Below are 25,563 nucleotides of genomic sequence, written 5' to 3'. Positions count from 1 at the left end.
AACCCCCTCTCGTGTCGCGCAATCACCTCCCTACGCGGGGGTATAGACCCGCTGCAGCTCGCGCTTGAGAATCTTGCCGCTCGCACCGAGCGGGAAGTCCGTCACGATGTGCACGACCCGCGGGTACTTGTACGCAGCGACGTGTTCTTTCGCGAACTCGATGATCTCGTCAGGTCGATCTCAACGCCAGCGCTGGGGAGCACTGCCGCATGGATCTCCTGTCCGCGCACCTCGTCGGCGACACCGAAGACGGCGGACGCGGCAACCTTGGGGTGCCTCGCAAGCACCGCTTCGACCTCCGTCGGGTACACGTTGTAGCCAGAGCGGAGGATCATGTCTTTCTTCCGATCAACAACAGTGAGGATCCCGTCGGCGTAGGTCCCGAGATCGCCCGTGCGGAACCACCCGTCGACGATTGCCTCGCGCGTCGCCTCCTCGCGGCCGACGTATCCCTTGAACACGTTGTGCCCGCGCACGATGATCTCGCCAAGCTCATCATCACCCTCGCAGAGCTCGATGCGGTCTTCCACGTCGGGATTGGCGAGCGCAACCTCGACTCCCCACAGGGTCTCGCCGACCGTGCCGGGAACGGTCGGCTTGCCGAAACTGTTCACGGTTACGGTGGGCGCGGTCTCCGTGAGCCCGTAGCCCTCGTGGGGTGGCACCCCGTACGCCTGCTCGAACGCATCGAGCAGCGCGACCGGCAGGGCGGCACCGCCGGAGTTCGCGAACCGCAGCGGCGGGCGTTCGTCGGAACGGCGGGCCGCTTCGACGAGGCCGACGTACATCGTTGGGACCCCAACAAACACGGTAGCGCGGTGCTTCACCATGAGCGCAAGCGCTTCGTCGCCATCGAAGCGCGGCATGAGAATCACCGCGCTGCCAGCACGGAACGCCATGTTCAGCACGGAGGTCTGTCCGAACGTGTGAAACAGCGGCAGCCCGCCGAAGGTCACGTCTTCGTTCGAGACCCCGATGCCATCGATGAGCACGGAGTGCACCTGCTCGATGATCGACAGGTGGCTTCCGACCGCGCCCTTTGGCGTTCCCGTCGTACCGCTCGTGAACAGGATCGTCGCAGCGTCGAGCGGCGCAGTGGGTTCGAGTCGCGTGATCGGTTCGGCCGCGGCAGCCTCGGCTTCGAGGCGCGGGATCCCACCAGGAGCGTCGGCTGGCAGCAGCACCGTCAGCAGCGGCACGCCGGTCTCCGCGGCCGCTGGGGCAGCCTCGGCGAGCGACGTCGCCGAGGCGACGAAGAGATCCGCCCCTGCATCCTGCAGGGCCACGGCGATCTCTTCGGATTTGAGGAGCAGGTGGATCGGCACGACAATTGCCCCGAGCGCGAGCACCGCGTAATACACCCGGGGGAAGTCCGGGACATTCGGGATCATCATCGCAACGCGATCGCCTCGCCCGATCCCCCTCGCACGCAGCGCGCCGGCATACGCTCGGGTTTGCTCCCATAGCTCGCGGTAGGTAATCGCCTCATCGTTGTAGAAGAGCGCGGGTCGGTCAGCGTGTCTTTTCGCCGACTCGCTGAGGATGCTCGCGACCGAGAGAGTCGTGAAACCTCTCCCGTCTACTGCTGGATCGTGCGGGTGTGCCATCGCTGTCTCCTTTGACATGTTGACGGTTTCTGAGGGGCTACTTTCTCAGCTGGGCCCTGCCGAGACTGTTGAGGTGCACCTCGTCTGGGCCGTCGGCGATCCGCAAAGTGCGAACCCCCGCATACAGGCCAGCGAGCGGTGTGTCGTCCGAGACGCCTGCCGCGCCGAATACCTGGATCGCCCGATCGAGGATGTCCCCGACCGCTCTCGGTACGGCAATCTTGATCGATTGAATCTCGGTCATCGCAGCTCGGTTCCCGACGGTGTCCATGAGCCACGCAGTTTTGAAGACAAGCAGCCGCAGCGCGTCGAGCTGGATCCGTGCCTCAGCGATCCACTCGCGAATCACGCCCTGCTCCGAGAGCGACTTGCCAAACGCGTGCCGCGAGTTCGCACGCTCGATGGCGAGGGCGAGTGCTCGCTCCCCCATTCCGAGCGCACGCATGCAGTGGTGGATGCGGCCGGGACCGAGGCGCGCTTGGGCGATCGCGAAACCGTCGCCCTCCGCGCCGATGAGGTTACTTGCGGGAACGCGCACCTCGTCGAAGCTGACCTCAGCGTGGCCGCCGTGATCCCTGTCGTTGTAGCCGAACACGGTGAGCGGGCGGACGACCTCAACACCGGGGGTATCACGCGGCACGATGATCATGGACTGCTGCCTGTGGCGGTCGGCCTCGGGGTCCGTCTTGCCCATGACGATGAGCAGCTCTGCTTCGGGGTTCATCGCGCCCGTTGACCACCACTTGCGGCCGGTGATGACGTAGTCGTCACCGTCGCGCCTGATGAGTGTGCCGATGTTCGTCGCGTCGCTCGAGGCGACGTCGGGCTCGGTCATGCAAAACGCGGAGCGGATCTCCGAGCGGAGCAGTGGCTGGAGCCACCGTTCCTTCTGCTCTGGGGTGCCGAAGTCGTTGAGCACCTCCATGTTTCCGGTGTCTGGCGCGGCACAGTTCATGGCCGCTGGCGCGAGCCGCGGGCTCCACCCTGTGAGCTCAGCCACCGCTGCGTACTGCAGGTTTGTGAGCCCGGCGGCACCGGTCTCGGCTGGGTCGCCGGGCAGGAACAGGTTCCAGAGGCCCCGCTCGCGAGCCTCAGCCTGGAGCTCGCGCACGATCGGCTGCGTGCCCCAGTTGTCGGGGTCCGAGGCGAGCTGTTCCTCGAGCACAGGCTCGGAGGGGATCACCCGCTCATCGAGAAACTCACGCACCTTCGCCGTGAGTTCGAGTGTTTTTTCGTCGAATGCGAAGTCCATCAGAGCACCTTCAATCCGTTCTCGGCAAGTGGCCCTACGAGCTCACCTATCCGGTCAAATCCTTCGCCGACGGTGTCGCCGGCCTGATAGCGGTAGTGGATCCCCTCGAGGATCACGGCGAGCTTGTACGCGGCGAACGCGCGGTACCAGCTGAGGTCTGGCAGTGTGATGCCAGATTGGGTTGCGTAGTATTCGGCGAGTTCGGCGAACTCCGGGTAGCCAGCTGCCGGGTCGACCGCACTCGCGATTGCGCCACGGTGCGGGAGCTTGCTGATGTCCCAGTACAGGGCAAAAATGCCGAGATCCACGAGCGGATCCCCGAGCGTCGCCATCTCCCAGTCAAGAATTGCTGAGATGCGCGGCGGCTTCCCCTCAACGAGCGCGTTGTCGAGGCGGTAGTCGCCGTGCACGATCCCCGTGCGCACCGTCTCCGGCACGCCTTCGTCGAGCGCGGCCTGCAACCGGTCGAGCGCCGGGGTTTCCCGTGAACGCGAGGCGTCGAGCTGCCTGCGCCAGGTCGCGAGTTGCCTCGCGAGGTAGCCGTCAGGTTTGCCGAATGTCGTGAGGCCGACCGCTTCGACGTCTACGGAGTGCAGCGCTGCGAGATGGTGGATGAGTTCAAAACTCAGCCCGCGCAGCTCTTCACGAGTGTAGGCCGCGTTCTGCTGTGGCGACCGCACAACCTCGCCCGGAGCCTTCTCCATGAGGAAGAATGGCGTCCCGGTGATCGCCCCTCCCGTGTCGTCAACGAGGTCGATCGCGCGGGGAACAGGGATCGCCGTTCCTGCCAAAGCAGAAATGACTCGGTGCTCACGCCCCATGTCGTGGGCGCTCGACAGCACGTGGCCGAGCGGGGGTCGCCGCAGAATCAGCGGGAGCTTCGCCCCCTGAACAGCGTATGTAAGGTTCGAGCGTCCACCGGCAATCACCGTGGCGCTGAGTGGACCGAGGGCAAGCTCGGGATGTGTTTCGCTCAACCACGCGGTCAGCGCAACAAGGTCTAGACCTGGAATCTCAGGCATCTGCACCGTCTTCCTGCGGCTCTTCCTCGGGCCGCACTCACAGCATACCGGATGGTCGGTATGTTCGCGAGCTGTCTTCGCCCAGACGCGTGCCCGCCCCTGCGGGCCGCGCGACGGCACACCGCCCACCCAGGTCAGGGCGGGACGGCGCTACGTGCGGGCCGGTGCGCTCTCGCTACGCGTCGACGCGCAACAACAAGCGGAACGCGACGCTCGCGCGCTCAACGCTTGGCTCGTCCCCGGAGATGAGGTCGGCGTACGAGAACGACTCCGAGACACGCGACAGCAGGTACGCAAGCCCTGCCGGGTCAATCGCTCCGCCGAGCGGACTCTCGCCGAGCTCCCGCCGAACGAGCCACTCGACAGTCGCGAGATAGCGCCGCTGGATCGGGCTCTCCTTCGTGGTGAGGAGCCGCAGCGCACGCGCCGGTTCGCGCCGCAGGAAGGTGCGGAAGTACGTCGCGTTGATGAGACCGTCGACAAAGTCCGTGAGGATCGCGACGAGGCGCGGCGCACCTGAGAGATGACTCGATGCCTGTTCTGCCTGCACAAACGTTGGGACGGCCAGCGACCAGAGCACCTCACCCAAAAGCGCGTCACGGTTCCCAACCCAGCGAAAGAGCGAGGTGCGGTCCACCCCGAGGTCTGCCGCTAGCTCACCCATGCTAATGCGATTTCCAGCAATGAATGCCTCGCGCGCGCTCTGAAAAGCGCGCATGACCTCGGGCCGGGCCTCGATACGCTCCGACAACAGTGACGGTGCGGCAACGAGGCCAACCTGGGCGATCGGCGCGCCTACTGTTGTGCTCATTCGTTTACTCTATCCGCCCCCTATCACCTCGGTGCAACATTTCTCGAAACAGTGTGCACATTCTGAAATATGATGCATACTGGTCACGATCACCGATGATCGGAGAGACGATGCCTCAGCCCAACGACGCGCACCAAGTCTGCGATGCCCCAACGGCAATTTCTGCCCGCCTGCTCGCTCGGCGCAGCGACCCCGCAGCCCCGCTTCGCGCGAATCGTCCTCCAGCTCCCACAGGCCAGCACACGTTTCTCCCCGTCTCGAACGCCCAGACACGTGTCATCACCTGCGCTCCGCCGAACCGCCGGCAGCGCCACTCTTAGCTAAGCCACCCCACCACTCACTGAGGAGATCCAGATGCCAGAGGCATACATCGTTTCAACCGCACGCTCACCCATCGGCCGCGCACGGAAAGGGTCGCTGGCATCGCTCCGCGGCGACGACCTCGCAGCGCGCATGGTGCAAGCGGCACTCGACAAGGTCCCCGGCTTAGATCCCACCAGGATCGAGGACATCATCCTCGGCACAGGCCAGCCAGCAGGCGAACAGGGCTTCAACGTCGCCCGGATAGTGTCTGTCCTGCTCGGCCTCGATACGGTGCCTGGCACGACCGTCAACCGCTACTGCTCATCCTCATTGCAGAGCACCCGCATGGCCTTCCACGCTATCAAGGCCGGAGAGGGCGACATCTTCGTGTCGGCAGGGGTCGAAATGGTGAGCCGTTTCACCCAGGGCATGGCCGACGCAACACCAGGGGCTGACATCGAGAATCCCGTCTTCGCTGAGGCCGTCGCTCGCACAGCAGCTCGCGCCGACGCTGGCGCGCCAACGTGGACGGACCCGCGTGCGGCTGGCAGCCTTCCCGACGCCTACATTGCGATGGGCCAGACTGCTGAAAACGTCGCCCAGCTCAAGGGAATTAGCCGCGATGAACAGGACGCGTTCGCAGCGCGTTCGCAGCAGCGAGCCGAGGCAGCGATTGCTTCGGGGTTCTGGGCTCGCGACATCACCCCGGTCACCCTCGCAGACGGCACGGTGGTCTCCGCCGACGACGGTCCGCGCCCGGGCGTGACGCTCGAAGCGCTCGCGGGTCTCGATCCCGTATTCCGCCCTGATGGTACCGTCACCGCAGGCAACTGCTGCCCGCTCAACGACGGCGCGGCAGCGCTCGTGGTGATGTCGGAGCGCGTCGTGAATGAGCTGGGACTGCAGCCACTCGCGCGCGTAGTCTCCACAGGCGTCAGCGGGCTCTCTCCCGAGATCATGGGGCTTGGTCCGGTCGAGTCGTCCAAGCGCGCACTCGCCAACGCCGGGCTCAGCATCGGAGATATTGATCTCGTCGAGATCAACGAGGCCTTCGCCGCGCAGGTCATCCCGTCGGCCCGCGAACTCGGGATCGACGAAGACCGCCTCAACGTGCATGGCGGCGCGATCGCCGTCGGTCACCCGTTTGGGATGACAGGGGCGCGCATCACCTCAACCCTCATCAACGGGTTGCAGGCGACCGGCGGGCGCTACGGCCTTGAAACCATGTGCGTTGGCGGAGGCCAAGGCATGGCAATGGTGCTTGAGCGCCTGTAGCCCCACTCCAGCGATCAAAGACAGCGAACGACACTCCCCCGAGAGGACACCACTAATGACCCGCATTGCAATTGTTACCGGAGCCGCCCGCGGCATCGGCGCCGCAACCGCCATCCGCCTCGCAGCAGACGGCCATGCCGTCGCGGTGCTCGACCTCGACGAGGCAGCCTGCTCAGGCACCGTGGAGGCGATCACCAACGCAGGCGGCAAGGCCACCGCTGTCGGCGCGAATGTCGCGGACAGCGCAGCGGTCGAGGCAGCGGTCGCTCGCGTCGCCGCTGAGCTCGGCGCACCAACGATCCTCGTCAACAACGCGGGAATCATCCGCGATAACCTACTGTTCAAGATGAGCGAGGACGACTGGGACGCGGTGCTCGGCGTCCACCTCCGCGGCGCTTTCCTCATGAGCCGCGAGGTGCAGAAGCATCAGGTTGAGGCTAACTGGGGCCGCATCGTGAACCTTTCGAGCACTTCAGCGCTCGGCAACCGCGGCCAGGCAAACTACGCCGCGGCAAAAGCCGGCATGCAAGGGTTCACGAAAACACTCGCGATCGAACTCGGCCGGTACGGCGTGACCGCGAATGCCATCGCCCCGGGATTCATCGTCTCGGATATGACGAAGGCTACCGCTGAGCGGATGGGCGTCCCGTTCGACGACTTCGTCGGCCACATGGTCTCGGAGATCCCCGTAGCCCGAGCAGGCAAGCCGGAAGACATCGCCGCAGCAGCGGCATTCTTCTGCTCGGAGGAGGCGAGCTTCGTCTCCGGACAGGTGCTCTATGTGGCGGGAGGTCCACGCGCATGACCATCAAAGTCTCAACCGCGGCCGAGCTGCCCCAACTGGTTGGCAGCACGGCGACCGGCGAGTGGCTGGACATCGATCAAGAGCGGATCACGGCGTTCGCCGAAGCGACTGGCGATGAGCAGTGGATCCACCTCGACGCCGAGCGGGCTGCTAACGGCCCGTTCGGCGCGACGATTGCGCACGGCTATCTCACGCTTTCGCTCATCCCGCGCCTCGCTTCTGGGCTCGTGAGCGTCGAGAACGCAACGATGGTCGTGAACTACGGACTCGACCGGGTGCGCTTTCTTCAGCCCGTCCGTGTCAACTCACGGGTTCGCGCAAGCATCGAGATCGTCTCAGCTGAGGCGAGCCGTCAGGGCTGGCGGGTAGGCAATCGCACGACCATCGAAATCGAGGGCAGCGAACAGCCAGCACTCGTCGCGGACACCATCGCCCTGTACGTCGCGCCGTAACGGGCGACTGCCCGCGGCGGCTTCACGCCACCCGAGGTACGAAGCGGAGCGAGTCGACGCGCTCAGCGATGAGCGCGTCGCTCGCCCAGCGTTCCTGCAGGCGTGTGAGCATCGCGGCGAGCGCATCCCTGTCGAGCCCCTCCTCAATGAGTAGGTGCACCTCGGTTTCAGGAGCGGTGAGATCCCCGATGGGATCTCCCGGCAGCAGGGCAAGCGCGCGCAGCGGCCCCTCGCCCGCGGCCGCCGTGAGAAACGCCGCCCGTACCTGAGGGTCTGCCCACGCCGGAACTCCTGCCTCACCCAACGCGACAGCCTCAAGCTCGGTCCGACGAACCCCAAACTGTGTTTCGGGCGAACCCGGGTCGACAATGATGAGATCGGTCCCCTCCTGTGCCGCTGCTACAGCGGCCTGCGGACCGGGGACCGGGATCGGGCGTGACTGCGGGTTCCAGCGCTGCATCGCATCAACCGAGGAAAACACGGGCATCACGCGCCTGCCGTCGGGGCTCGCGACCGTGACGATCGACAACTCTTGGGTTTTCTCGACGATCCTCCCGTCAGGCGTCTCCCCAAGTTCTCCTGCCTCAGCAAGCAACGGCACAAGCAGCCGCGAGCGCGACAACTCACGGAGCACCGCTTGACGCAGCCCCGCGAGCGCCTCGATCGCGGCAGGATCCGCCCCGCCAGCCCGATACTGTTCGCCGGCCTGCCGCATCGCCGAGATCGCGGCGGCGAGCGCCGCAGGCGTTTTCCCGTCGTCGTCAGCGAAGGCTGTTTCGTGGTGATCGAACGTTCGCCCGGCCCACGGGAACCCCGCGGAGTCGGCAGGCCCGCCTGGGACGAGGCTCTCTGGCACACCAGTCGAGCGTGGCGTATCCCCCGTTGAAGGAAGCTTCTTGATCGCCATCTCGGCCTCCGCCGCTACCTGCCCGCGACGTCGAGCGCTGCGGGGAGCGTGAACGCGCCGTCGTAGAGCGCCTTGCCGATGATTGCGCCCTCGACTCCGCGCGACACGACCTCGCGCAGCGCGGCGATATCGTCCAGGCTGGAGATTCCGCCCGATGCGATCACCGGGCGGTTGGTGCGCGAGCACACCTTCGTGAGCAGCTCAACGTTCGGCCCGGCCATCATGCCGTCCTTCGTGACGTCGGTGACGACGTAGCGCGGGCAGCCAGCTTCCTCAAGCCGCTCGAGAACGTCCCAGAGGTTGCCGCCCTCCTCTGTCCAGCCGCGCGCCGCGAGCGTTTCACCGCGCACGTCGAGTCCGACAGCGATCTGTTCCCCGTAGTGCGCGATAACCGCGCGCGTCCACTCGGGGTTCTCGAGCGCCGCAGTGCCGAGGTTCACCCGTGCCGCACCCATTTCAAGTGCGGCTTCGAGGCTCTTGTCGTCACGGATGCCGCCCGAAAACTCGATCTTTACGCGGTTGCCAGCGCGGGCGATTATCTTGCGGGCGATACCAACGTTGCTGCCACGCCCGAACGCCGCGTCGAGGTCGACAAGGTGGATCCACTCCGCGCCCTGTTCGATCCAGTCCATCGCCGCGTCAACGGGGCTGCCGTAGTTCGTTTCGGTGCCGGCAGCACCCTGCGTGAGCCGCACTGCCTTGCCATCGACCATGTCAATGGCGGGAAGCAGCTGCAGTTTCGGGCTCGTCGCGAGCTCGGTCATCGGGTCTCCTTGGTGGTGCGTGTGGGGGTGAGGGAGGCAATCCAGTTGCGCAGCAGGTGGATACCTGCCTCGCCTGACTTCTCTGGATGAAATTGCGTCGCGCTGAGCGGGCCGTTTTCGACCGCCGCCACGAAGGGCTCTCCGTACTCGGCCCAGGTGACCTTCGGTGCCGTTGCCGGTGTTCGGCCCTCGAGCGTCCACTCAGTGGCGGCGTTGCTGTGCACGAAATAGAAGCGCTCTGTCTCGATCCCGTTCAGCAACACGGTGTCAGCTGGGGCGGTGACCGTGTTCCAGCCCATATGCGGGAGTTTCGGCGCATGCAGCTCGCGCACGGTGCCTGGCCATTCGCCGAGCCCCTCAGTCTCGACCCCGCGCTCGATCCCGCGTTCGAACAGCACCTGCAGCCCGACGCAGACGCCAAGCACCGGGCGTCCCCCCGCAAGCCTGCGGCCGATGAGTTCGTGCCCCTGGATGGCACGGAGTTGCGCAATCACCGCATCGAACGCGCCGACTCCTGGCACAAACAACCCGTCGGCTTCGAGCACCAGTTCAGGGTCGTTCGTGAGTTCAACGTCGGCTCCTGCGCGCACGAGTGCCTTCACAGCGGAATGAACATTGCCCGAACCGTAGTCGAGCACAGCGACGCGGGGAGCAACAGCTCCGCTCACAGTGCACCCTTGGTCGAGGGAATGCCGGTCACGAGGGGATCCTTAGCCTTCGCGGTCCGGAAGGCGCGTGCGAATGCCTTGAACTCTGCCTCAGCGATGTGGTGTGGGTCGCGGCCGGCGAGCAGGCGCAGGTGCACGGACAGGCGCGCGTTGAGTGTGAGCGCCTCGAAGAAGTGGCGCACCATCGACCCGGTGAAGTGCCCGCCGATGAGGTGAAACTCGAACCCTTCAGGCTCGCCAGAGTGCACGAGGTAGGGGCGGCCAGAAATGTCGACGACCGCCTGCGCGAGTGCTTCGTCGAGCGGCACGCTCGCGTCGCCATAGCGTGAGATGCCGTGCTTGTCGCCGAGCGCAGCAAGAATCGCCTGCCCAAGGAGAATGCCGGTGTCTTCGACCGTGTGGTGCACGTCGATGTGGATGTCGCCCTCAGCGTGCACCGAGAGGTCGGTGAGCGAGTGGCGCGCGAACGCGGTGAGCATGTGATCAAAGAACGGCACCCCGGTGTCGATATCGGCCTCGCCCGTTCCGTCAAGGTTCAGGCTCAGGCGAATAGAGGACTCACTTGTGGCGCGCTCAAGCGTCGCAATGCGTGCAGCTTCGGTCATGCTGTCGATCCTACCGCGCGGCGTTCCCAGCGCGCAGACGGGTCCGCCACCGCACGGTGAGCCACACAGCGATGCCGATTAGGGCGGCGACGCCAACAACGAGCAGGTTCGAGACTCCCGAGGTCGCCCGCATCACTCCCGCCTCGATCTCGGCTTGGGCGCTCGCATCGAGCATGCCGCTAAAGCGTTGCGCCCCGTCGGTTGCGAGCATGAACACCCCAACGGCGATGGTGATGAGCCCACCGATCACGTTCGACCACGCGTTGCGCCAACGCCCAATCACCAGTTCGCGCGGACGCATGAGTTTCCTCACCCCCGGGATCCGGTTCCACACCAGCGCGAGTAGTGCGAGCGGCACCGTCATGCCCGCGGCGTAGGCGAGCATCGTGAATCCGCCCATAAGCGCGTTGCCGCCGAACGCCGCCATCGCGAGCACTGCCCCGAATACGGGACCAGCGCAGCCCCCGGCGAGACCGTACACCGCTCCGAGCGCGTACACGGATGCGACCGACGTGCCCTGAGCACTCTGCTGCTTCGTCAACGTGGGAAGCGGGATGCCAAGGAGCATGACCGCGCCGAGCACGACGACGATGATCAGCACGATCGTCATCAGGCCGCTGCGGTTCGCCGCAACCCAGGCACCAAGGGTGCCGGCGAGCAGGCCGAGCGGCACGAGAGCCGTTGCGAGCCCAAGGAAGAACGCACCTGTGCGAGAAAACAGGTCTCTCGGGCTGTGGAACGCGTAAGCAAAGAACGCGGGCAGCACCATCACAGAGCACGGGCTCAGCAGCGCGAGGGTTCCCCCGAGGAACGCTCCGAGCAGGCTCAGCTCCATGCGACCGCGCTACTTCTTCGCCGCGGCAAGCGCTGCATCGATCTGGCTGCGGAAGGTGTCGACAGGCTGCGCGCCGCTCATCACCTGCCCGCACTCACTCGTCGCAAAGAACGGCACGCCGGTCACGCCTATGCGCTGCGCCTCAGCGGTGTCCTCGCGCACGGCTGCTTCGAATTTTCCGCTCTCGACGGCGTCGGTAAACGCCTGAATATCGGCCACGCCCACAGTCTTCGCATGGGCGACGAGCGCGGCGAGATCGAGCTCGGCGTGGGCGTCCTCAGCAGCGCCCTGTGCGCGGTAGACCTCGTCATAGAACTCGAAATACTTGCCCTGTTCACCCGCGGCGCGCGCTGCGGCCGCGATGAGTACAGAATTGTCTCCGCCGACGAGAGCGGCGTCATGGATCTCGAGCCGCACTTTCCCGGTGTCGACGTATTCCTTGATGAGCACTGGCAGGGTGTCGCGCGAGAACGAACCGCAATACGGGCAGCGGAAATCTGTCCATTCGTGGAGCACGATCGGTGCATCGATGTCCCCGAGTGCGCGTGGGTCATCCTCATCGAGCCGGTCAACGACGGGGCAGCTTTGCGCCGCCGTGTCCGCTTCCGTGCCGTCTGCCTTCTCGTCGCTCGCCGGGGAGCCGGAGTCTGCGCCCGCAATGGGTCCGTCAGTCCCGCGGATCCCCTGCGCCCCGAGGGCTGCTCCAAGGAACACTGCTGCGGCTGCGAGAACAACGGTAGCGAGTCGCATCCGGCGGTACCGTCGTTCGAGGGTCGGGCGGTCGAGCGCTTCAATCGGCTTCGGCATGACTTCGAGCCTAACTGCCTTTTCCGGGAGCTTGCCCCACGATCCTTCACGCACGAACTTTCTGCGTCGAGGGATGCTGCGCTGAGGGGCAGCGCAACCGCGAGCTACACGGTGCCGGCTGCTCCGAAGGCCGTGATCGCGTCGATCACTGCCGTAGTCTCCTCCGGCGTACCGGCAGTGATTCGAATGTGGCCCTCGATCCCCAGGTCACGCACAAGGATGCCCTGTTCGCGAAGGCGCGCAAACACGAGGCCCGAGTCAACGAATCCTCCGACGAGCACGAAGTTCGCCCCCGAGTCGTGGACGGTATACCCGAGGGAGGTGAGGTGCGCGCCGAGCCGATCTCGTTCTGCACGAATTTCGTCGACGGTCGCAAGCATTGCAGCCGAGTGCTTCACCGCGGTTGTCGCCGCAGCCTGCGTAAGCCCGGAGAGGTGGTAGGGCAGGCGCACGAGGCGCAGCGCGTCAACCACTGCGCTGTCCGCCGCGATGTACCCAAGCCTGACTCCGGCGAACGCGAATGCCTTGCTCATCGTCCGGCTTACGATGAGGCGGTGCCGACCGGGCAACAGCGAGATCGCTGTCTCCGTAGCGGAGTCGAACTCTTTGTATGCTTCATCAACGATGAGAATGCCGTCAAAGGCGTCGTACGCTGCAACGACGGTCTCGAGACTCATCGGGGTGCCCGTCGGGTTGTTCGGTGCGCAGAGCACAACGATGTCTGGCTGGTGTTCGGTGATTGCAGCAACTGCGAGCTCAGGCGAAACGGTGTAGTCCGCCGCCCGCGGGACAGCAATCCATCCGGTGTCGGTGCCGTCGGCGAGGAGCGGATACATCGAATATGTCGGCGTGAAGCTCAGGAGGGTGCGGCCAGGGCCGCCGAAGGCCTGGAGGATCTGCTGGAGCACCTCGTTGGACCCGTTCGCAGCCCACACCTGCTCGGGAGTCAACCCATAGCCGAGATAGCCTGCGAGCGCCTCGCGGAGCCCCATAAACTCGCGGTCTGGGTAACGGTTGACGCCCCGCAACGCTGCGGCCAGCGCCTCGGTTGCTTCAGCGATGAACGCTTCCGGCAGTGGATGCGTGTTCTCATTCACGTTCAGGCTGACCGGGACGGCTGCCTGCGGGGCACCGTACGGGGTCTTGCCGACAAGGTTGTCGCGGAGCGGGAGATCGTGTAGTTCGGCCACCACGCCAGTCTAGCGAGCGGCGAGCCGCTCCCGAGCGTTGGCAATCCGCGCCGGATAACTCGCGTGTTGCCACACCCGAGCCACGCGCAGGTTACAGCGCCGAAGCGGCGAGCGTGTGCTCGCTCCCCTCAAACCGGAGCGGAACGGCGATTGCGTCACCGGCCTGCAAGCTTGCGCCGTCTATCTGGTTGAGTCGCACGATCTCTGCGACAACATCACGCGGGTCTGCTCCGGGTTCGAGTGCGGAGGCGATGCTCCACAGGGAATCCCCGGCTTGCACGAGCACGTAGGGGAACTCCTGCGTGCTCTCCGCACCGTTTGCGACTGCGCCTGGCGCCGCGAACGCGGCACCGATAGCGAGGGCACCGGCTACGAGTACGGTCGCGAGACCGCCAAAGACAACTCGACCCCTACGGGTGAGACGGAAGCGCGTCTGCGGCGCCGTAGCCACCGCGGCGTCACCGACGCTTGCGTTGGCGCGCGCCGCGTCCGTGCGGCGGATAACTGGGGTGACGATAGCTGTTGCAGTCATGAGGAGTTCCTCTCTCGAGATTGTTGGAGCGAATTCACTTCGTTCGAACATCTCTTTCGAATATATCTTCGATCTTTCGAAACCGCAACCGGTGTATTCGATGAAATACCGCACCAACTTGGGCGACACTCGAACGAATGTTTGCCTCGCATCGAACATACGGGCTATGGTTTCGAACAGTAGGGCCACTCAAGCAGTGACCACCGACATTCGCTGAGCGGCCCGGGAATTCGCGGAGATTGCCGCTCACGTCGAACCCCAGACACCACTACCGAGAGGACATGCGATGAGCGAACTGGCCTCAACGCCGATGAAGCCGCTAACTGAGAAGCAGCAGGCGATCCTCGAGTTCATCGCACGCTCCGTCGAATCGCGCGGCTACCCGCCGAGCATGCGAGAGATTGGCGACGCCGTTGGCCTCTCGTCGCTCTCGAGCGTCACCCACCAGCTCAGTCGCCTCGAACTTGGCGGCTACATCCGCCGTGACCCGAATCGCCCTCGCGCGCTCGAGATCCTCGTGGAGCTCGCGGTGACGAGCAGCGCGATTGCGGATGCCCCGACCACGCAGGCACAGGAGACAGCATTTGTGCCGCTCGTCGGACAGATCGCAGCAGGTGTCCCCATCACTGCCGATCAGCAGGTTGAGGAGATCGTCCCGCTCCCAAGGCAACTCGTTGGCGACGGCCAGCTCTTCATGCTCAAAGTCGTTGGCGAATCGATGATCGACGCCGCAATCTGCGACGGCGACTTCGTCGTCGTACGCCAGCAGCGTGAGGCAGACAACGGCGACATCGTCGCAGCCATGCTTGATGGGGAGGCAACGGTGAAGGTCTTCCGCCGCCGCGACGGTCACACCTGGCTCCTCCCCCGCAATAGCGCGTTCGAACCCATTCTTGGCGATCACGCAGAGGTACTCGGCAAGGTCGTGGCCGTCTTCCGTTCGGTATAACCGCACGCCACCACCCGTCGCATCACGCGCCGCACCGAGGCCGGCTTTCGGGAACCCTAGCCCATCCATCCGGTTCGTCCCGAACCGCACAGCATAGCTACTGGCGCCTGCCTTCTGGCGACCCGCGCCCCGCGGCAGCCGCATAGCCGCATAGCCGCATAGCCGCATAGCCGCATAGCCGCATAGCCGAGTGTCCGCATAGCCGGGCGTCCGCATAGCCGGGCACCTGCATTGCCGTCGACAGCAGGAGGGGCCCCGCTTCCCAACCCCTGGTAATGCCCCAGCTGCGCCGACGACGGTTTCTCGCCGCAGTTTGCTTTGTTGGACTGCGTCCATTTACTATGTTGGCATGCGTTCCACGTTCGATGTACGCCCCGCGCCCAGCGCGCTCCCCACACCCGAAGCCAGCCGAGCGACACCATCGCCGCGTTTCGAGACCGTTGGCCTCGCCCCCGAATTCGTCCCCTACGAGCGCGGCCTTGCGCTCCAGCAGGCTGCCGCCGACCGCCTCGCCGGCGACGCGGATGGCGGCACCGTGCTCTTTCTTGAGCACGAGCCCGTCTACACCGCAGGAAGACGCGCCGAAACCCACGAATACCCCGATGACGGCACCCCCGTTGTGCCAGTCAACCGTGGCGGCAAGGTGACTTGGCACGGCCCAGGGCAGCTCGTCGCGTATCCGATCGTGCGACTCGCGGACGGCCTCGGAGGAGTCAACCTCGTGCACGCACTCGAGGAGGCCCTCATTGCCACAATCGGCGACCTCGGTGTCGTCGGCTACCGCATCGCCGGGAGGACCGGGGTATGGACAGATCCGCCTGCTGGCTCCGCGCCAGGCACCCCCGAAGCCAAGCTCGCACAGATCGGCATCCATGTGAGCAGGCGGATTGTTACCCACGGCATCTCACTCAATTGCAACAACGCCCTCACCCCATTCACCCGCTTCGTGCCGTGCGGCATCACCGACGCGGGCGTCACCACACTGAGCGAGCGAGCCGGACGAACCATCACACCGGCGGATGCGGCCCCCGCGCTGCGCGAACGCCTCGCCCCCGTACTCGAAAGGCTCTCAGCATGACTGTCAAGATCCTCCCGTCGTCGGAACCCGACCCGAGCCGGAGGAGCGCCGGCTACTCCGGGTCGAGGCGAAGAACGCCGAGACCCCCATCGAACGCAAGCCCGAGTGGATCAAGACCCGTGCGCGCACCGGCCCCGAATACAAGGCCGTGCAGGAACTCGTGAGCCGTGAAGCCCTCCACACCGTGTGCAAGGAAGCGGGTTGCCCGAACATCTACGAGTGCTGGGAGGATCGCGAGGCGACGTTCCTTATCGGCGGATCGATCTGCACGCGCCGCTGCGACTTCTGCATGATCACGTCGGGCAAGCCGCTCGCGCTCGATCGCGACGAGCCCCGCAGGGTCGCAGAGTCCGTGCGAACCATGGGGTTGCGCTACGCGACGATCACGGGGGTCACGCGCGACGATCTACCAGACACTGGCGCGTGGCTGTACGCGGAGACGATCCGCCAGATCCACGCGCTCAACCCGGGCTCGGGTGTCGAGGTGCTCGCCGACGACCTCGGCGGACGCCCGGAGGATCTCGCGCAGGTGTTCGAGGCCCGCCCGCAGGTGTTCGCGCACAACCTCGAGACCGTACCGCGGATCTTCAAGCGGATCAGGCCGGGCTTCCGCTACGAGCGCTCGCTCGAGGTGATCACGCAGGCGCGCGACGCAGGGATGATCACGAAGTCGAACCTCATCCTTGGCATGGGCGAGACGCGCGACGAGATCATCGAGACGATGCGCGAGCTGCGCTCGGCCGGCTGCGACATTCTGACCCTCACGCAGTACCTGCGGCCCTCGAAGCTGCACCACCCCATCGACCGCTGGGTGCGGCCTGAGGAGTTCGTCGAGTTGAAGGCCGAGGCGGACGCTCTGGGGTTCGACGGCGTGCTCGCAGGGCCGCTCGTGCGCTCCTCGTACCGCGCCGGCAGACTCTGGGCTCAGACGATGGCGCGCAAGGGCATCGAGGTGCCTGAGCACCTCAGGCATTTGGCCGAGCGGGCTGCGGGTGCGGAGGCCGGTGCCGAGTTCCCGCAGGCGGTCGCCGCGGTGTAGCTGCGGGGGCCTCCCTTCCCCATCCCCTTCTCCCTCTCCCGCCGAAAGGACACGACCTCACCCAGGTCATGAGTCTTTGCCGGTTGAAAAGGCCTGACCTGGCGGAAGAGGCCTGACCTGACGGAAGGCGCGGGAGGGGCCGGGCGAGGGCGGATCGGGCGGGATCACCGCGATCGCGCTTCCGTGGTCTCAGATCGCTCAGATCCTCAGCGCGCCGCTACAGTGGCCTCATGGCTATCTCAGGGCGTCCTACCCGGTTCTTGCCAGTGGCGGCAGTCGCCGCACTGCTCGCTATCGCGCTGTCCGGGTGCTCGTTCAACTACCCACACGGATTCTCCTTGGGCCGCCCTCCTGGCGAATCCCCGCGGCACGGAGAGCAAATATGCGCGGAGCTCGCCGCCAGCGAGCTCGCCCCAACCCGCTGCGACGCCTGGGTCGGTTTCGGCAGCAAGGGCAAGGCATTTGCCGTTACCCTCGTCATCGAGCCGAGCTCCGTCAGCGCGGATCAGGTGCAGGAGATGTTCTCGGCGGTGAACGCGCACCACGATTCCTTCGGAATCGATGTGGTGACGATCCACGTCTACAACGATAACCCCGACTCGCCGCGCACGAACTACCTGGAAGATGTGCTCATGAACGGCCCTGCCCGCGAGGTCAACGCCCGCTGGGGGCTTGACGAGAGCACAGGCATCGCCGTGCGTCCGGCCTTTGACTCCGCGTACATGTCGGTGGCGACCAAGCGGCTCCCCGGGCTTGTCAAGAACTGGGAGTAGTCGGCCCCGCCCACAGGCCCGCCCGCTGCCCTAGCCTTCCAGCAGGTTTAGCTCCGCGAGCACGGCGAGCACCTGCTCGTGCCTGTTGAACGTGTAGAGGTGAATCGACGGCGCACCGCCCTCAAGCAGCTCCCGCGCGAGCGAGACCGTGTGCTCGACCCCGAGCTCCGGCGCGAAGCCACCTGCTTCCTCGAGCGCACGCTCAAGTGCCACCGGCGCAGGCCTCCCCGCGAGCGACGCGACCTTCCGCAGCTGCCCGCTCGTTGAGACGGGCATGAGCCCTGGCAGCAGCGGCATTGTCAGCCCCGCCGAGCGTGCGGCGTCGGCGAACGAAAGGTACTCCTCCGCCCGAAAGAACAGCTGCGTGATCGCGAACTGCGCCCCGGCCGCCTCCTTCGCAAGCAGCCAGTCAATGTCGGCCGACTGCCCCTGCGAGAGCGGGTGGCCGTTGGGGTAGGCGGCGACCGCCGTGCGGCCGACGCTCGTGAACGCAGGCCGCTCGGCACGGGCCTCGGCGATGAGCTCTGTGAGCTCGAGCGCGCTGAGCGATCCGGCAACCTCGGGGTCGTCTTCGTCGGTGCCGCGGGGCGGGTCGCCGCGAAGCGCGAGAAAGTCGTGGATCCCCGCATCCATGATGCGGTGGATCGTCTCCCGAATGACCTCCCGCGATTCCCGCACGGTCGTAAGGTGCGCCAGCGGCAGCGCCTCAGTGTGGTCGCGCAGGTAGGCGAGGAGGTCGAGCGATGCGTCACGGTTGGAGCCGTTCGCGCCGTACGTGACCGAGATGAAGTCGGGCCCGGCCGCTGAGAGGTGCTGCACGGAGCTCCCCAGCGCGAGCGCTGCTGCGCCCGAGCGCGCCGGAAACACCTCGAACGAAAACCGCGCCCTGGTTGGCGCACTTCCGGTGAGCAGTGAAGCCGTCATTGTGTACTCCCCGTTGGTGACCCGGACAGCTCCGCCGAAGCCAGCTGCGTGCCGCGCACGCGAGCGGCGATCTTGGCGAAGGCAACGTCGCGAGCGAAATCGGGTGAGCCGTGCCGTGGCTTCTCATCGACGAGGTAGGGCGAGAACCCGCAGTCGTCCGTCGAGCCGAGAAGCTCCGCGGGCACGAACCTCGCCGCGCGCACAAGCTGATCGCGAATCTGTTCGGCTGTCTCGAGCTTCGGGTTCGTCGGGTTCGTCACCCCGAGCAACACCCTCGGCGTCCGCCGCCCTGCCGCGCTGAGCGACGTGATCTCACGGCCGACGAGCCGTGCGACCCTGTCTTGATCCTTCTCTCCTGCTGCCTGCACGAGGAAGTATCCGGCCTCAATTTGGAACAGCTCCGGGATGAGTTCCGCATAGTCAACATCGGCACTGTGCTCGGAGTCGTTGTCGTTGCCCGGACAGGTGTGCACCCCAACTGCTTCGCGCTGCTCCGGCGTGAGCTCGCCAAGCACACGGTTGAGGAGCTCGATGAACCCGCCGAGCGCCAGCGGCCCGGCCCACGGTGCGCGCAGGTCACGGCGAAGCGCAAGCCTGCCCTCGGTGAAGTCGATCGACACACGGCTGGCGCCCGCAGCAAAGCAGCGCCGAATATCCTCAGCGCAGCCCGCGACAACGTCGCCGATGAATTCCTCACGCGTGTACCCGCCAAGGCCATCCTCTGGAACCGTGAGCGAGAGCATCGATGGCGAGATGACCGCCTGCTTCAGCGGCAACGTGGTGTGCGCGCGCGCTCGCGCGACGTCGTCCGCGGCCCACGCACGGAACCGGAATGGTGCGGTGACGAGTCGCGGAACGACCCGATGGTGGCCATCGGCAAAGACCGCAAAGACTGGCCCCTCGGTGACCTCGCCGCCGGCAAGCGGGTAGCTCGCAAAGCTCTGCCTGCGTTGCTCGCCGTCGCTAACGATCGGCGATCCGGTCTCGGCGAGCCTGGCGAGGGTATCTCGAACGGCAGTCTCCTGCTCTTGCGCGAGTTCCTCCGCTGACGCGGCACCAATCTCAGTGTCGAGCACGGCTCGCTGCAGGCGCGCCGGCCGCGGAAGCGATCCAACCTGTTCGGTCGGTAGAGCGCCGACGGGCCAGGCGGCCGCCGCCGCGGGGGCGCCGCCGTCGCCGGCGCCGCCCCCGCTCGCTGCCCCCGTCACTACGCGCCCGCGCGGACGGCCTTCGCGGCCAGCACGAGGTTCGTGAGGCTCGCGACGGTCTCGTCGTAACCGCGCGTCTTCAGGCCGCAGTCGGGGTTCACCCAGAGCTGCTCACCGGGGATCCTGGCAGCAGCGATGCGGATGAGTTCGGTCTGCTCGTCAACGCCAGGCACTCGCGGCGAGTGAATGTCGTAGACGCCTGGGCCGATGCCGCGCGAGTAGCCGTGGTTACCAAGCGGCTCCACTACATCCATGCGGCTGCGCGCAGCCTCGATGCTTGTCACGTCGGCGTCGAGGCCGTCGACCGCGTCGATGATCTCGCCAAACTCCGAGTAACACAGGTGCGTGTGGATCTGCACCTCCGGTGCCGCCCCACCCGTCGCGAGCCGGAAGGAGCCCACCGACCAGTCGAGGTACGCAGCCTGGCGCTCGCGGTCGAGCGGCAGGAGTTCGCGCAGTGCGGGCTCGTCGACCTGCACGATCGTGATCCCCGCATCGACAAGGTCGGCGATCTCACCACGAAGAGCGAGCGCGACCTGGGAGGCGGTATCGCCGAGCGGCTGGTCGTCGCGCACGAAGGACCACGCGAGGATCGTCACCGGGCCGGTGAGCATGCCCTTCACTGGGCGCTCGGTGAGCGACTGGGCGAACGCAGACCAGCGGACAGTCATCGGGGCCGGACGAGATACGTCGCCCCAGAGAATCGACGGCCGCGTCGCACGGCTGCCGTAGGACTGCACCCAGCCGTGCTCAGTGACGGCGAACCCATCAAGCAGCTCGGCGAAGTACTGCACCATGTCATTCCGCTCGGCCTCGCCGTGCACGAGGACATCGAGACCGATCTCCTCCTGCAGCCGGATGACACGCTCGATCTCGGCCTCAAGGAATCCCTCGTACGCCTGCTCGTCGATCTCGCCCTTCACAAAAGCGGAGCGGGCCTTCCGGATCTCACCGGTCTGGGGGAATGAGCCGATCGTCGTTGTCGCAAGCTGCGGAATACCGAGGCCGCGCTGCGCCTCACGACGATCCTCTTCCGAGGCACGATTGCGGTCGGCGTCGCCCGCCGCCGCGACCTGCGAGCGGATATCGTCGATACGAACACCAGGGGCAGCGGCGCGGTCTGCGAGAACGCGATCCACCTCGGCGAGGTCTTCCTCGATCGATGCTGCGCCCTCAGCTAGCCCGCGAGCGAGGACGGCCACCTGCGCCACCTTCTGATCGGCAAACGCAAGCCACGACTTCAGTCGCGCATCGAGCTTCTGCTCGTCAGCGACGTCGTGGGGCACGTGCTGCAGGCTGTTGGAGGTGCCAACGACGGTCTCGACGCCGGCCTCCGCGAGCGTCGTCAACGTCGCGAATGCCGCACGAAGGTCGGTGCGCCAAATGTTTCGACCATCAACGACGCCGGCAACAAGCTGCGTACCAGCGAATGCGCGAGCAAGCGAGCCGTCTGCGAGCGCAGCTGCGGGGAGGGTGCCACGCACGAGATCAGCTTGCACGGCTTCGACCGGCAGCGCGCCGAGTCGTGCGAGCGCTCGCGACGAATCGCCGTAGGGCGCGGTGATGAGGATCTGCGGGCGGGCAGGCGCCTCGCCTGCCGTGCTCGCAGCGCCAAGGACGGCGTACGCGCGCTCGACGAGTGCGAGCGTGTCTTCGCGGCTGGTGCGAAGCGAATCTGAGACGAGCGCTGGCTCATCGAGCTGCACCCAGGTGGCGCCAGCAGCGGCGAGCGCCGAAAGGATCTCGGCGTAGACCGCCGTGACCTCGTCGAGGCGGTCTACCGGGTCGAACCCATCAGCGGCACCATCAGCGGCCTTCGCAAGGAGCAGGTAGGTGACGGGCCCAACCAGCACGGGACGCGACTCGATGCCCGCCTCGGCTGCCTCAGCGAGCTGGGTGAGCAGCTGCGCCGGGTTCGCGGCAAACGGGGTGCGCTCGTCAATCTCGGGAACGCTGTAGTGGTAGTTCGTGTCGAACCACTTCGTCATCTCAAGCGGCTGGTGCTGTTCGTCGCCGCGGGCCAGCGTGAAGTACGTACCAAGGTCTGACCCCGTTGCGCCCGCAAAGCGTTCGGGGATCGCGCTGAGCGCGAGCGTCGCGTCGAGCACCTGATCGTAAAAACTGAAGCTCTCGGGAACGGCTCCGCCGGCAGCCGGCAGCCCGAGCTCAACGAGGCGGGCGCGAGTCGCAGCGCGCAGCTCGCTCGCCGTTTCGATGAGCTGCGCCTCGGTGATGCGTCCGGCCCAGAAGGACTCGACCGCGCGCTTGAGCTCGCGGCGTCGGCCGATCCGGGGGTAGCCAAGGATCGTGGCGTGTGGGAGCGGTGCAGCGGTCATGGTGGGTCCTCCGTCTGGGCAATGCGGTGCGAAAGACGGGCGGTTCACTGCGCCCGTATGCTGCAAAAGTACCGCGCACACTCGGGCAAACAGGCCTGAATTGCGCACTGTTACAGCGTGAGACGAAGTGTTACGACCGCGCTGGGCCGCAGCCCACCGAGGCTATACGAGGAAGTCGTCGAGCTTAGAAAACATCTCGGGAGTGACGAGGGCACGCACGCGTGTACCGGCCTCGTCGTAGTCCAACTCGAGGATGCGGTTGCGCTCGTGAAGCTCCGCGACAAGGTCTCCCCGATCATAGGGAACCACGACGGTGACCTCGCGGTCGGGGGTCGGGAGCGCGGCGTCGATGCGCGCCTTGAGCTCGTCGATTCCCTCACCCGAGCGAGCGGACACGAAGACTCCGTCAGGAGCGAGTCCGTGGAGCAGCATGCGCCGGGAGTCGTCGATGAGGTCCGCCTTGTTGAAGACCACCACTTCGGGGATCGCCTGCGCGTCAACCTCAGCGATGACTCCGCGGACGGTGTTCAGCTGCGCCTCGGGGTCGGGGTGTGAGCCGTCAACAACGTGGAGGATCACGTCCGCCTCGCCAACCTCCTCGAAGGTCGACCGGAACGCTTCAACGAGTTGGTGAGGCAGGTTGCGCACGAAACCGACAGTGTCGACGTAGGTGAAGGTGCGCCCATCGGTGGTCTCCGCGTGCCGCACAGCCGTGTCGAGTGTCGCGAAGAGCTGGTTCTGCACGAGTTCCTGCGTGCCGGTGAGCCGGTTCAGCAGGCTCGACTTGCCAGCGTTCGTGTACCCGGCGATCGCAACCGACGGCACCTCGCCGCGCTTGCGGTTCGCACGCTTCGCCTCGCGGGCGGGAGCGAACTCTGCGATCTGCTTGCGAAGTCTCGCCATTCGGGTGTTGATGCGACGCCGATCGAGTTCAATCTTGGTCTCACCCGGGCCACGGGAGCCCATTCCGGCGCCGGCCGCGCCGACCTGGCCGCCTGCCTGACGCGACATCGAGTCGCCCCAGCCTCGCAGGCGAGGAAGCAGGTACTGGAGCTGCGCGAGTTCCACCTGCGCTTTGCCCTCGCGGCTCTTCGCGTGCTGGCTGAAGATATCGAGGATCACCGTCGTGCGGTCGATGACTTTCGCGTTCACCACGTCCTCAAGCACACGCCGCTGGCTCGGTCCAAGCTCGTCGTCAGCGATCACGGTGTCTGCACCGAGTGCCGCGACCAGCTCAGCGAGCTCCTTCGCCTTGCCCTTGCCGAGGTAGGTGGCAGGGTCTGGGTTCGCGCGTCGCTGCAGTACGCCGTCGAGCACTGTCGCGCCAGCGGTCTCAGCGAGGGCGGCGAGCTCGCGCAACGAGTTCTCTGCCTCCTCAAGCGCGTCCTGTGCTGACTGCGAACGCGACGAGGAATACACCCCGATGAGTACGACGTTCTCGAGCCGCAGCTGGCGGTACTCAACGTCGGTGACGTCTTCAAGCTCGGTCGAAAGCCCCGCGACACGGGTGAGGGACGCCCGATCCTCGCGATCCATCTGGATCCCGTGGTCCGCGTCACCAAGGCCGTCGTCGGCTGAACTGCCGAGCGCTTGCGCCTCGGAGAGGTCACGGATTACGGAGGCGCCAGCGCCAGCGGCACGGCGCAGCACCCGCTCAAGCGGGTCGGTCATCTCATCCGCCGGGTCCGCGGCGTGTTCTGGCTCGCTCGCGTCAGTCACGGCGGCGTCGCCGGTCACGTTCTCGTCAGTCTGGTCTTCGGTGAAATCGCTCATGTGCTTCCTAAGTGTACGGTGAGTGGCCGCTTACGGCACGGATGTTCGCTTCGAGCACGCCCGCCGGCCAAGTCCCTGGGATACTTGACCTCGTGAATCAGCACTACTTTTCCGAGTCCCCAGCTGGCGACTTCACTCCGCGCGAGATCGAGGTCGAGCTCCAGGGCGCCATCCGGAGCGTCCACACCGCTGGCGGAGTATTCAGCCCGGAGCATCTCGACCAGGGAACGGCGACCCTGCTCGACGCCCTCCCCGCGCTCTCCGAACTGCCTGCAACGGCACCTGACGCGGACGCCGCTGCCGCTGGGACTGGGGCAATTCTTGACATCGGTTCCGGATGGGGCCCGATCGCGCTCGACGCGGCACTCGCATACCCGGATCGCGAGGTCTGGGCAATCGACGTGAACGAGCGCTCGCGGCATCTCACGGCCACTAACGCCGAACGGCTCGGCCTCACGAACGTACACGTGGCCGCCCCCGAGGAGGTGCCGGCTGGCCTGCTATTCGCAGAGATCCGCTCGAACCCTCCGATTCGAGTCGGCAAGGAGGCGCTCCACGGCATCCTGACGAGCTGGCTCCCCCGGCTTGCTCCCGGTGGCGCGGCATACCTGGTGGTCGCGAAGCACCTCGGCGCCGATTCACTGCAGCGGTGGATCGACGAAACGTTTGCGGAGCTCGCCGTCGACCGCGCCGTGCGCAAGAAGGGGTTTCACGTCATCCGTGCCGCACGTGCGAGCTGACCCGGCGAGCTAGAAGGCAGGTACCTCGATCTCGCCGCTGTAGACGAGCTCGGCTGGGCCCGACAGCGACACGTGTTCGCCCTCTTCCGTGGCGAACATGCGCACGGCGAGCCGACCGCCAGGAACCTCAACGCTCCAACTGTTCGGCATCTGCTCGCCGCCCCAGTGCCGGAACGCCAACGCCGAGGCCGCAGCTCCGGTGCCACACGAGAGGGTCTCGCCCACGCCGCGTTCGAATACCCGCATGCGGATGTGCGCGATTCCGTTGTGCAGCAGCGGCTCAGCAGGCACCACGAACTCGGCGTTCGCGCCGGCCGCCGGGGTGGGCTCGAAGCTCGGCTGTACCTCAAGGTTGAGCCCGTCGAGCTCCGCCTCGTCCGCGAGTACCGCAACGACGTGCGGATTTCCTACCTCGATACCGAGGCCGGGGCGGGCGACATCGAGACCACTCGCGGCGACGAGCCGTTCCTTCCCCAGGCGCCAGCGCCCAAGGTCGACGGTGTAGCCCGATGCGCCAACGAGCACGTCTCGCACGCCAGCGCGCGTTCCGAGCGGCAGCGTGTCGTTGGACTTCGGCGCAACCAGACCCTCGGCGATGAGATAGTGGGTATAGACCCGGATACCGTTGCCGCACATCTCGGCGACGGTGCCGTCGGCATTCCAGTAGTCCATGAACCACTCCGCCTCTGGCTCCTGCTCGAGGATCGTTTCCCCTTCGGGCAGTGCGCGCGACCGGACAGCACGGATCACGCCGTCGGCACCGATTCCGAATCTGCGGTCACAGAGAAAACGCACGAGCTCGGGAGTGAGGTCGATCGCCCCTTCCGGATCGGTCAGCAGCACGAAGTCGTTGCCTGTTCCGTGGCCCTTGGTGAACGAGAGTGTGGTCATGGGGAGCTCCTTCGATG

General features: G+C 66.1%; 25 protein-coding genes. 8 read left to right on the top strand and 17 right to left on the bottom strand.

All coding sequences use genetic code 11. The features are described 5' to 3' along the window. Window positions 1-101: 101 nt before the first annotated feature. The 4 genes from SD72_RS00415 to SD72_RS00400 form a co-directional block, all read right to left on the bottom strand. Window positions 102-1,607, bottom strand: a complete 1,506-nt coding sequence (locus SD72_RS00415; RefSeq protein ID WP_332307484.1) for an AMP-binding protein — start codon at window positions 1,605-1,607, stop codon at window positions 102-104. A gap of 37 nt (window positions 1,608-1,644) precedes the next feature. Further along, window positions 1,645-2,859: an acyl-CoA dehydrogenase family protein gene (locus SD72_RS00410; protein WP_042542458.1), complete on the bottom strand. Its 1,215-nt coding sequence runs from the start codon at window positions 2,857-2,859 to the stop codon at window positions 1,645-1,647. Further along, window positions 2,859-3,881: a phosphotransferase family protein gene (locus tag SD72_RS00405; RefSeq protein ID WP_042542457.1), complete on the bottom strand. Its 1,023-nt coding sequence runs from the start codon at window positions 3,879-3,881 to the stop codon at window positions 2,859-2,861. Before SD72_RS00405 ends, SD72_RS00410 begins: the two co-directional genes overlap by 1 nt. 175 nt (window positions 3,882-4,056) lie before the next feature. Then, window positions 4,057-4,692, bottom strand: coding sequence for a QsdR family transcriptional regulator (locus SD72_RS00400; RefSeq protein ID WP_042542456.1), 636 nt, complete (start codon window positions 4,690-4,692; stop codon window positions 4,057-4,059). A gap of 354 nt (window positions 4,693-5,046) precedes the next feature. Here SD72_RS00400 and SD72_RS00395 point away from each other — a divergent pair, with 354 nt between their 5' ends. Genes SD72_RS00395 through SD72_RS00385 form a run of 3 tightly spaced genes read left to right on the top strand, consistent with a single transcriptional unit; the run spans window position 5,047 to window position 7,527 of the window. Next, complete coding sequence (locus SD72_RS00395) at window positions 5,047-6,270, top strand: acetyl-CoA C-acetyltransferase (protein ID WP_042542455.1); 1,224 nt, start codon at window positions 5,047-5,049, stop codon at window positions 6,268-6,270. 55 nt (window positions 6,271-6,325) lie between these two features. Then, a complete protein-coding gene (locus SD72_RS00390) occupies window positions 6,326-7,075 on the top strand; it encodes an SDR family oxidoreductase (RefSeq protein ID WP_042542454.1) in 750 nt (249 codons plus the stop codon). Then, window positions 7,072-7,527: a MaoC family dehydratase gene (locus SD72_RS00385; RefSeq protein WP_042542453.1), complete on the top strand. Its 456-nt coding sequence runs from the start codon at window positions 7,072-7,074 to the stop codon at window positions 7,525-7,527. Before SD72_RS00390 ends, SD72_RS00385 begins: the two co-directional genes overlap by 4 nt. A 22-nt stretch (window positions 7,528-7,549) precedes the next feature. On the opposite strand, the gene SD72_RS00380 is transcribed toward SD72_RS00385, so the two are convergent. From SD72_RS00380 to SD72_RS00345, 8 genes are all read right to left on the bottom strand, one after another. Continuing rightward, entirely contained in the window at window positions 7,550-8,434 is an 885-nt protein-coding gene (locus tag SD72_RS00380; RefSeq protein ID WP_052492345.1) for an SseB family protein, read from the bottom strand. 14 nt (window positions 8,435-8,448) lie between these two features. Next, the gene (gene priA / locus SD72_RS00375; protein WP_042542452.1) at window positions 8,449-9,198 is read right to left on the bottom strand and encodes a bifunctional 1-(5-phosphoribosyl)-5-((5-phosphoribosylamino)methylideneamino)imidazole-4-carboxamide isomerase/phosphoribosylanthranilate isomerase PriA; all 750 of its coding nucleotides are present in this window, start codon (window positions 9,196-9,198) and stop codon (window positions 8,449-8,451) included. After that, window positions 9,195-9,866 carry an imidazole glycerol phosphate synthase subunit HisH gene (hisH, locus tag SD72_RS00370; RefSeq protein WP_042542451.1) on the bottom strand — a complete coding sequence of 224 codons (672 nt, stop codon included), beginning with the start codon at window positions 9,864-9,866 and terminating at the stop codon, window positions 9,195-9,197. Before hisH ends, priA begins: the two co-directional genes overlap by 4 nt. Next, entirely contained in the window at window positions 9,863-10,471 is a 609-nt protein-coding gene (gene hisB, locus SD72_RS00365) for an imidazoleglycerol-phosphate dehydratase HisB (protein WP_042542450.1), read from the bottom strand. Before hisB ends, hisH begins: the two co-directional genes overlap by 4 nt. 10 nt (window positions 10,472-10,481) lie before the next feature. After that, window positions 10,482-11,306, bottom strand: a complete 825-nt coding sequence (locus SD72_RS00360; protein ID WP_042542449.1) for a cytochrome c biogenesis CcdA family protein — start codon at window positions 11,304-11,306, stop codon at window positions 10,482-10,484. A 9-nt stretch (window positions 11,307-11,315) separates the two neighbouring features. Next, complete coding sequence (locus SD72_RS00355; protein ID WP_052492344.1) at window positions 11,316-12,113, bottom strand: DsbA family protein; 798 nt, start codon at window positions 12,111-12,113, stop codon at window positions 11,316-11,318. 104 nt (window positions 12,114-12,217) lie between these two features. Further along, window positions 12,218-13,303, bottom strand: coding sequence for a histidinol-phosphate transaminase (locus SD72_RS00350; RefSeq protein ID WP_042542448.1), 1,086 nt, complete (start codon window positions 13,301-13,303; stop codon window positions 12,218-12,220). Window positions 13,304-13,394: 91 nt separating this feature from the next. Continuing rightward, window positions 13,395-13,835 (bottom strand): LysM peptidoglycan-binding domain-containing protein, encoded by a 441-nt coding sequence (locus SD72_RS00345; protein WP_084766670.1) that lies wholly within the window; start codon window positions 13,833-13,835, stop codon window positions 13,395-13,397. Window positions 13,836-14,121: 286 nt separating this feature from the next. On the opposite strand from SD72_RS00345, the gene lexA reads away from it, so the two are divergent. The 4 genes from lexA (at window position 14,122) to SD72_RS00325 (ending at window position 17,674) form a co-directional block, all read left to right on the top strand. Then, entirely contained in the window at window positions 14,122-14,784 is a 663-nt protein-coding gene (gene lexA, locus SD72_RS00340; RefSeq protein ID WP_042542447.1) for a transcriptional repressor LexA, read from the top strand. Window positions 14,785-15,133: 349 nt separating this feature from the next. Then, entirely contained in the window at window positions 15,134-15,862 is a 729-nt protein-coding gene (lipB, locus tag SD72_RS00335; RefSeq protein ID WP_042542446.1) for a lipoyl(octanoyl) transferase LipB, read from the top strand. After that, a complete protein-coding gene (gene lipA, locus SD72_RS00330; protein WP_084766636.1) occupies window positions 15,804-16,901 on the top strand; it encodes a lipoyl synthase in 1,098 nt (365 codons plus the stop codon). Before lipB ends, lipA begins: the two co-directional genes overlap by 59 nt. Before the next feature lie 230 nt (window positions 16,902-17,131). Next, window positions 17,132-17,674 carry a hypothetical protein gene (locus SD72_RS00325; RefSeq protein WP_157000392.1) on the top strand — a complete coding sequence of 181 codons (543 nt, stop codon included), beginning with the start codon at window positions 17,132-17,134 and terminating at the stop codon, window positions 17,672-17,674. 30 nt (window positions 17,675-17,704) lie between these two features. Here the strand turns inward: SD72_RS00325 and SD72_RS00320 are convergent, their stop codons facing one another. The 4 genes from SD72_RS00320 to hflX form a co-directional block, all read right to left on the bottom strand. Continuing rightward, complete coding sequence (locus tag SD72_RS00320) at window positions 17,705-18,598, bottom strand: methylenetetrahydrofolate reductase (protein ID WP_042542444.1); 894 nt, start codon at window positions 18,596-18,598, stop codon at window positions 17,705-17,707. Beyond that, window positions 18,595-19,806, bottom strand: coding sequence for a hypothetical protein (locus SD72_RS00315; RefSeq protein WP_052492342.1), 1,212 nt, complete (start codon window positions 19,804-19,806; stop codon window positions 18,595-18,597). The genes SD72_RS00320 and SD72_RS00315 overlap by 4 nt, the downstream gene beginning before the upstream one ends. Continuing rightward, on the bottom strand, window positions 19,806-22,142 hold the full coding sequence (metE, locus tag SD72_RS00310) for a 5-methyltetrahydropteroyltriglutamate--homocysteine S-methyltransferase (protein ID WP_042542443.1): 2,337 nt from the start codon (window positions 22,140-22,142) through the stop codon (window positions 19,806-19,808). The genes SD72_RS00315 and metE overlap by 1 nt, the downstream gene beginning before the upstream one ends. Before the next feature lie 162 nt (window positions 22,143-22,304). Then, on the bottom strand, window positions 22,305-23,813 hold the full coding sequence (gene hflX / locus SD72_RS00305; protein ID WP_042542664.1) for a GTPase HflX: 1,509 nt from the start codon (window positions 23,811-23,813) through the stop codon (window positions 22,305-22,307). A gap of 194 nt (window positions 23,814-24,007) precedes the next feature. On the opposite strand from hflX, the gene SD72_RS00300 reads away from it, so the two are divergent. Next, window positions 24,008-24,655 carry a class I SAM-dependent methyltransferase gene (locus SD72_RS00300; protein WP_157000391.1) on the top strand — a complete coding sequence of 216 codons (648 nt, stop codon included), beginning with the start codon at window positions 24,008-24,010 and terminating at the stop codon, window positions 24,653-24,655. 9 nt (window positions 24,656-24,664) lie between these two features. Here SD72_RS00300 and dapF read toward each other — a convergent pair whose 3' ends face one another. Further along, on the bottom strand, window positions 24,665-25,546 hold the full coding sequence (dapF, locus tag SD72_RS00295; protein WP_042542441.1) for a diaminopimelate epimerase: 882 nt from the start codon (window positions 25,544-25,546) through the stop codon (window positions 24,665-24,667). Window positions 25,547-25,563 lie beyond the last annotated feature (17 nt).

The sequence above is a fragment of the Leucobacter komagatae genome, from assembly GCF_000834055.1.
Lineage (GTDB): Bacteria > Actinomycetota > Actinomycetes > Actinomycetales > Microbacteriaceae > Leucobacter > Leucobacter komagatae_A.
Note: the sequence above shows the minus strand (reverse complement) of the source record. Positions and strands in the feature narration are given on the sequence as shown.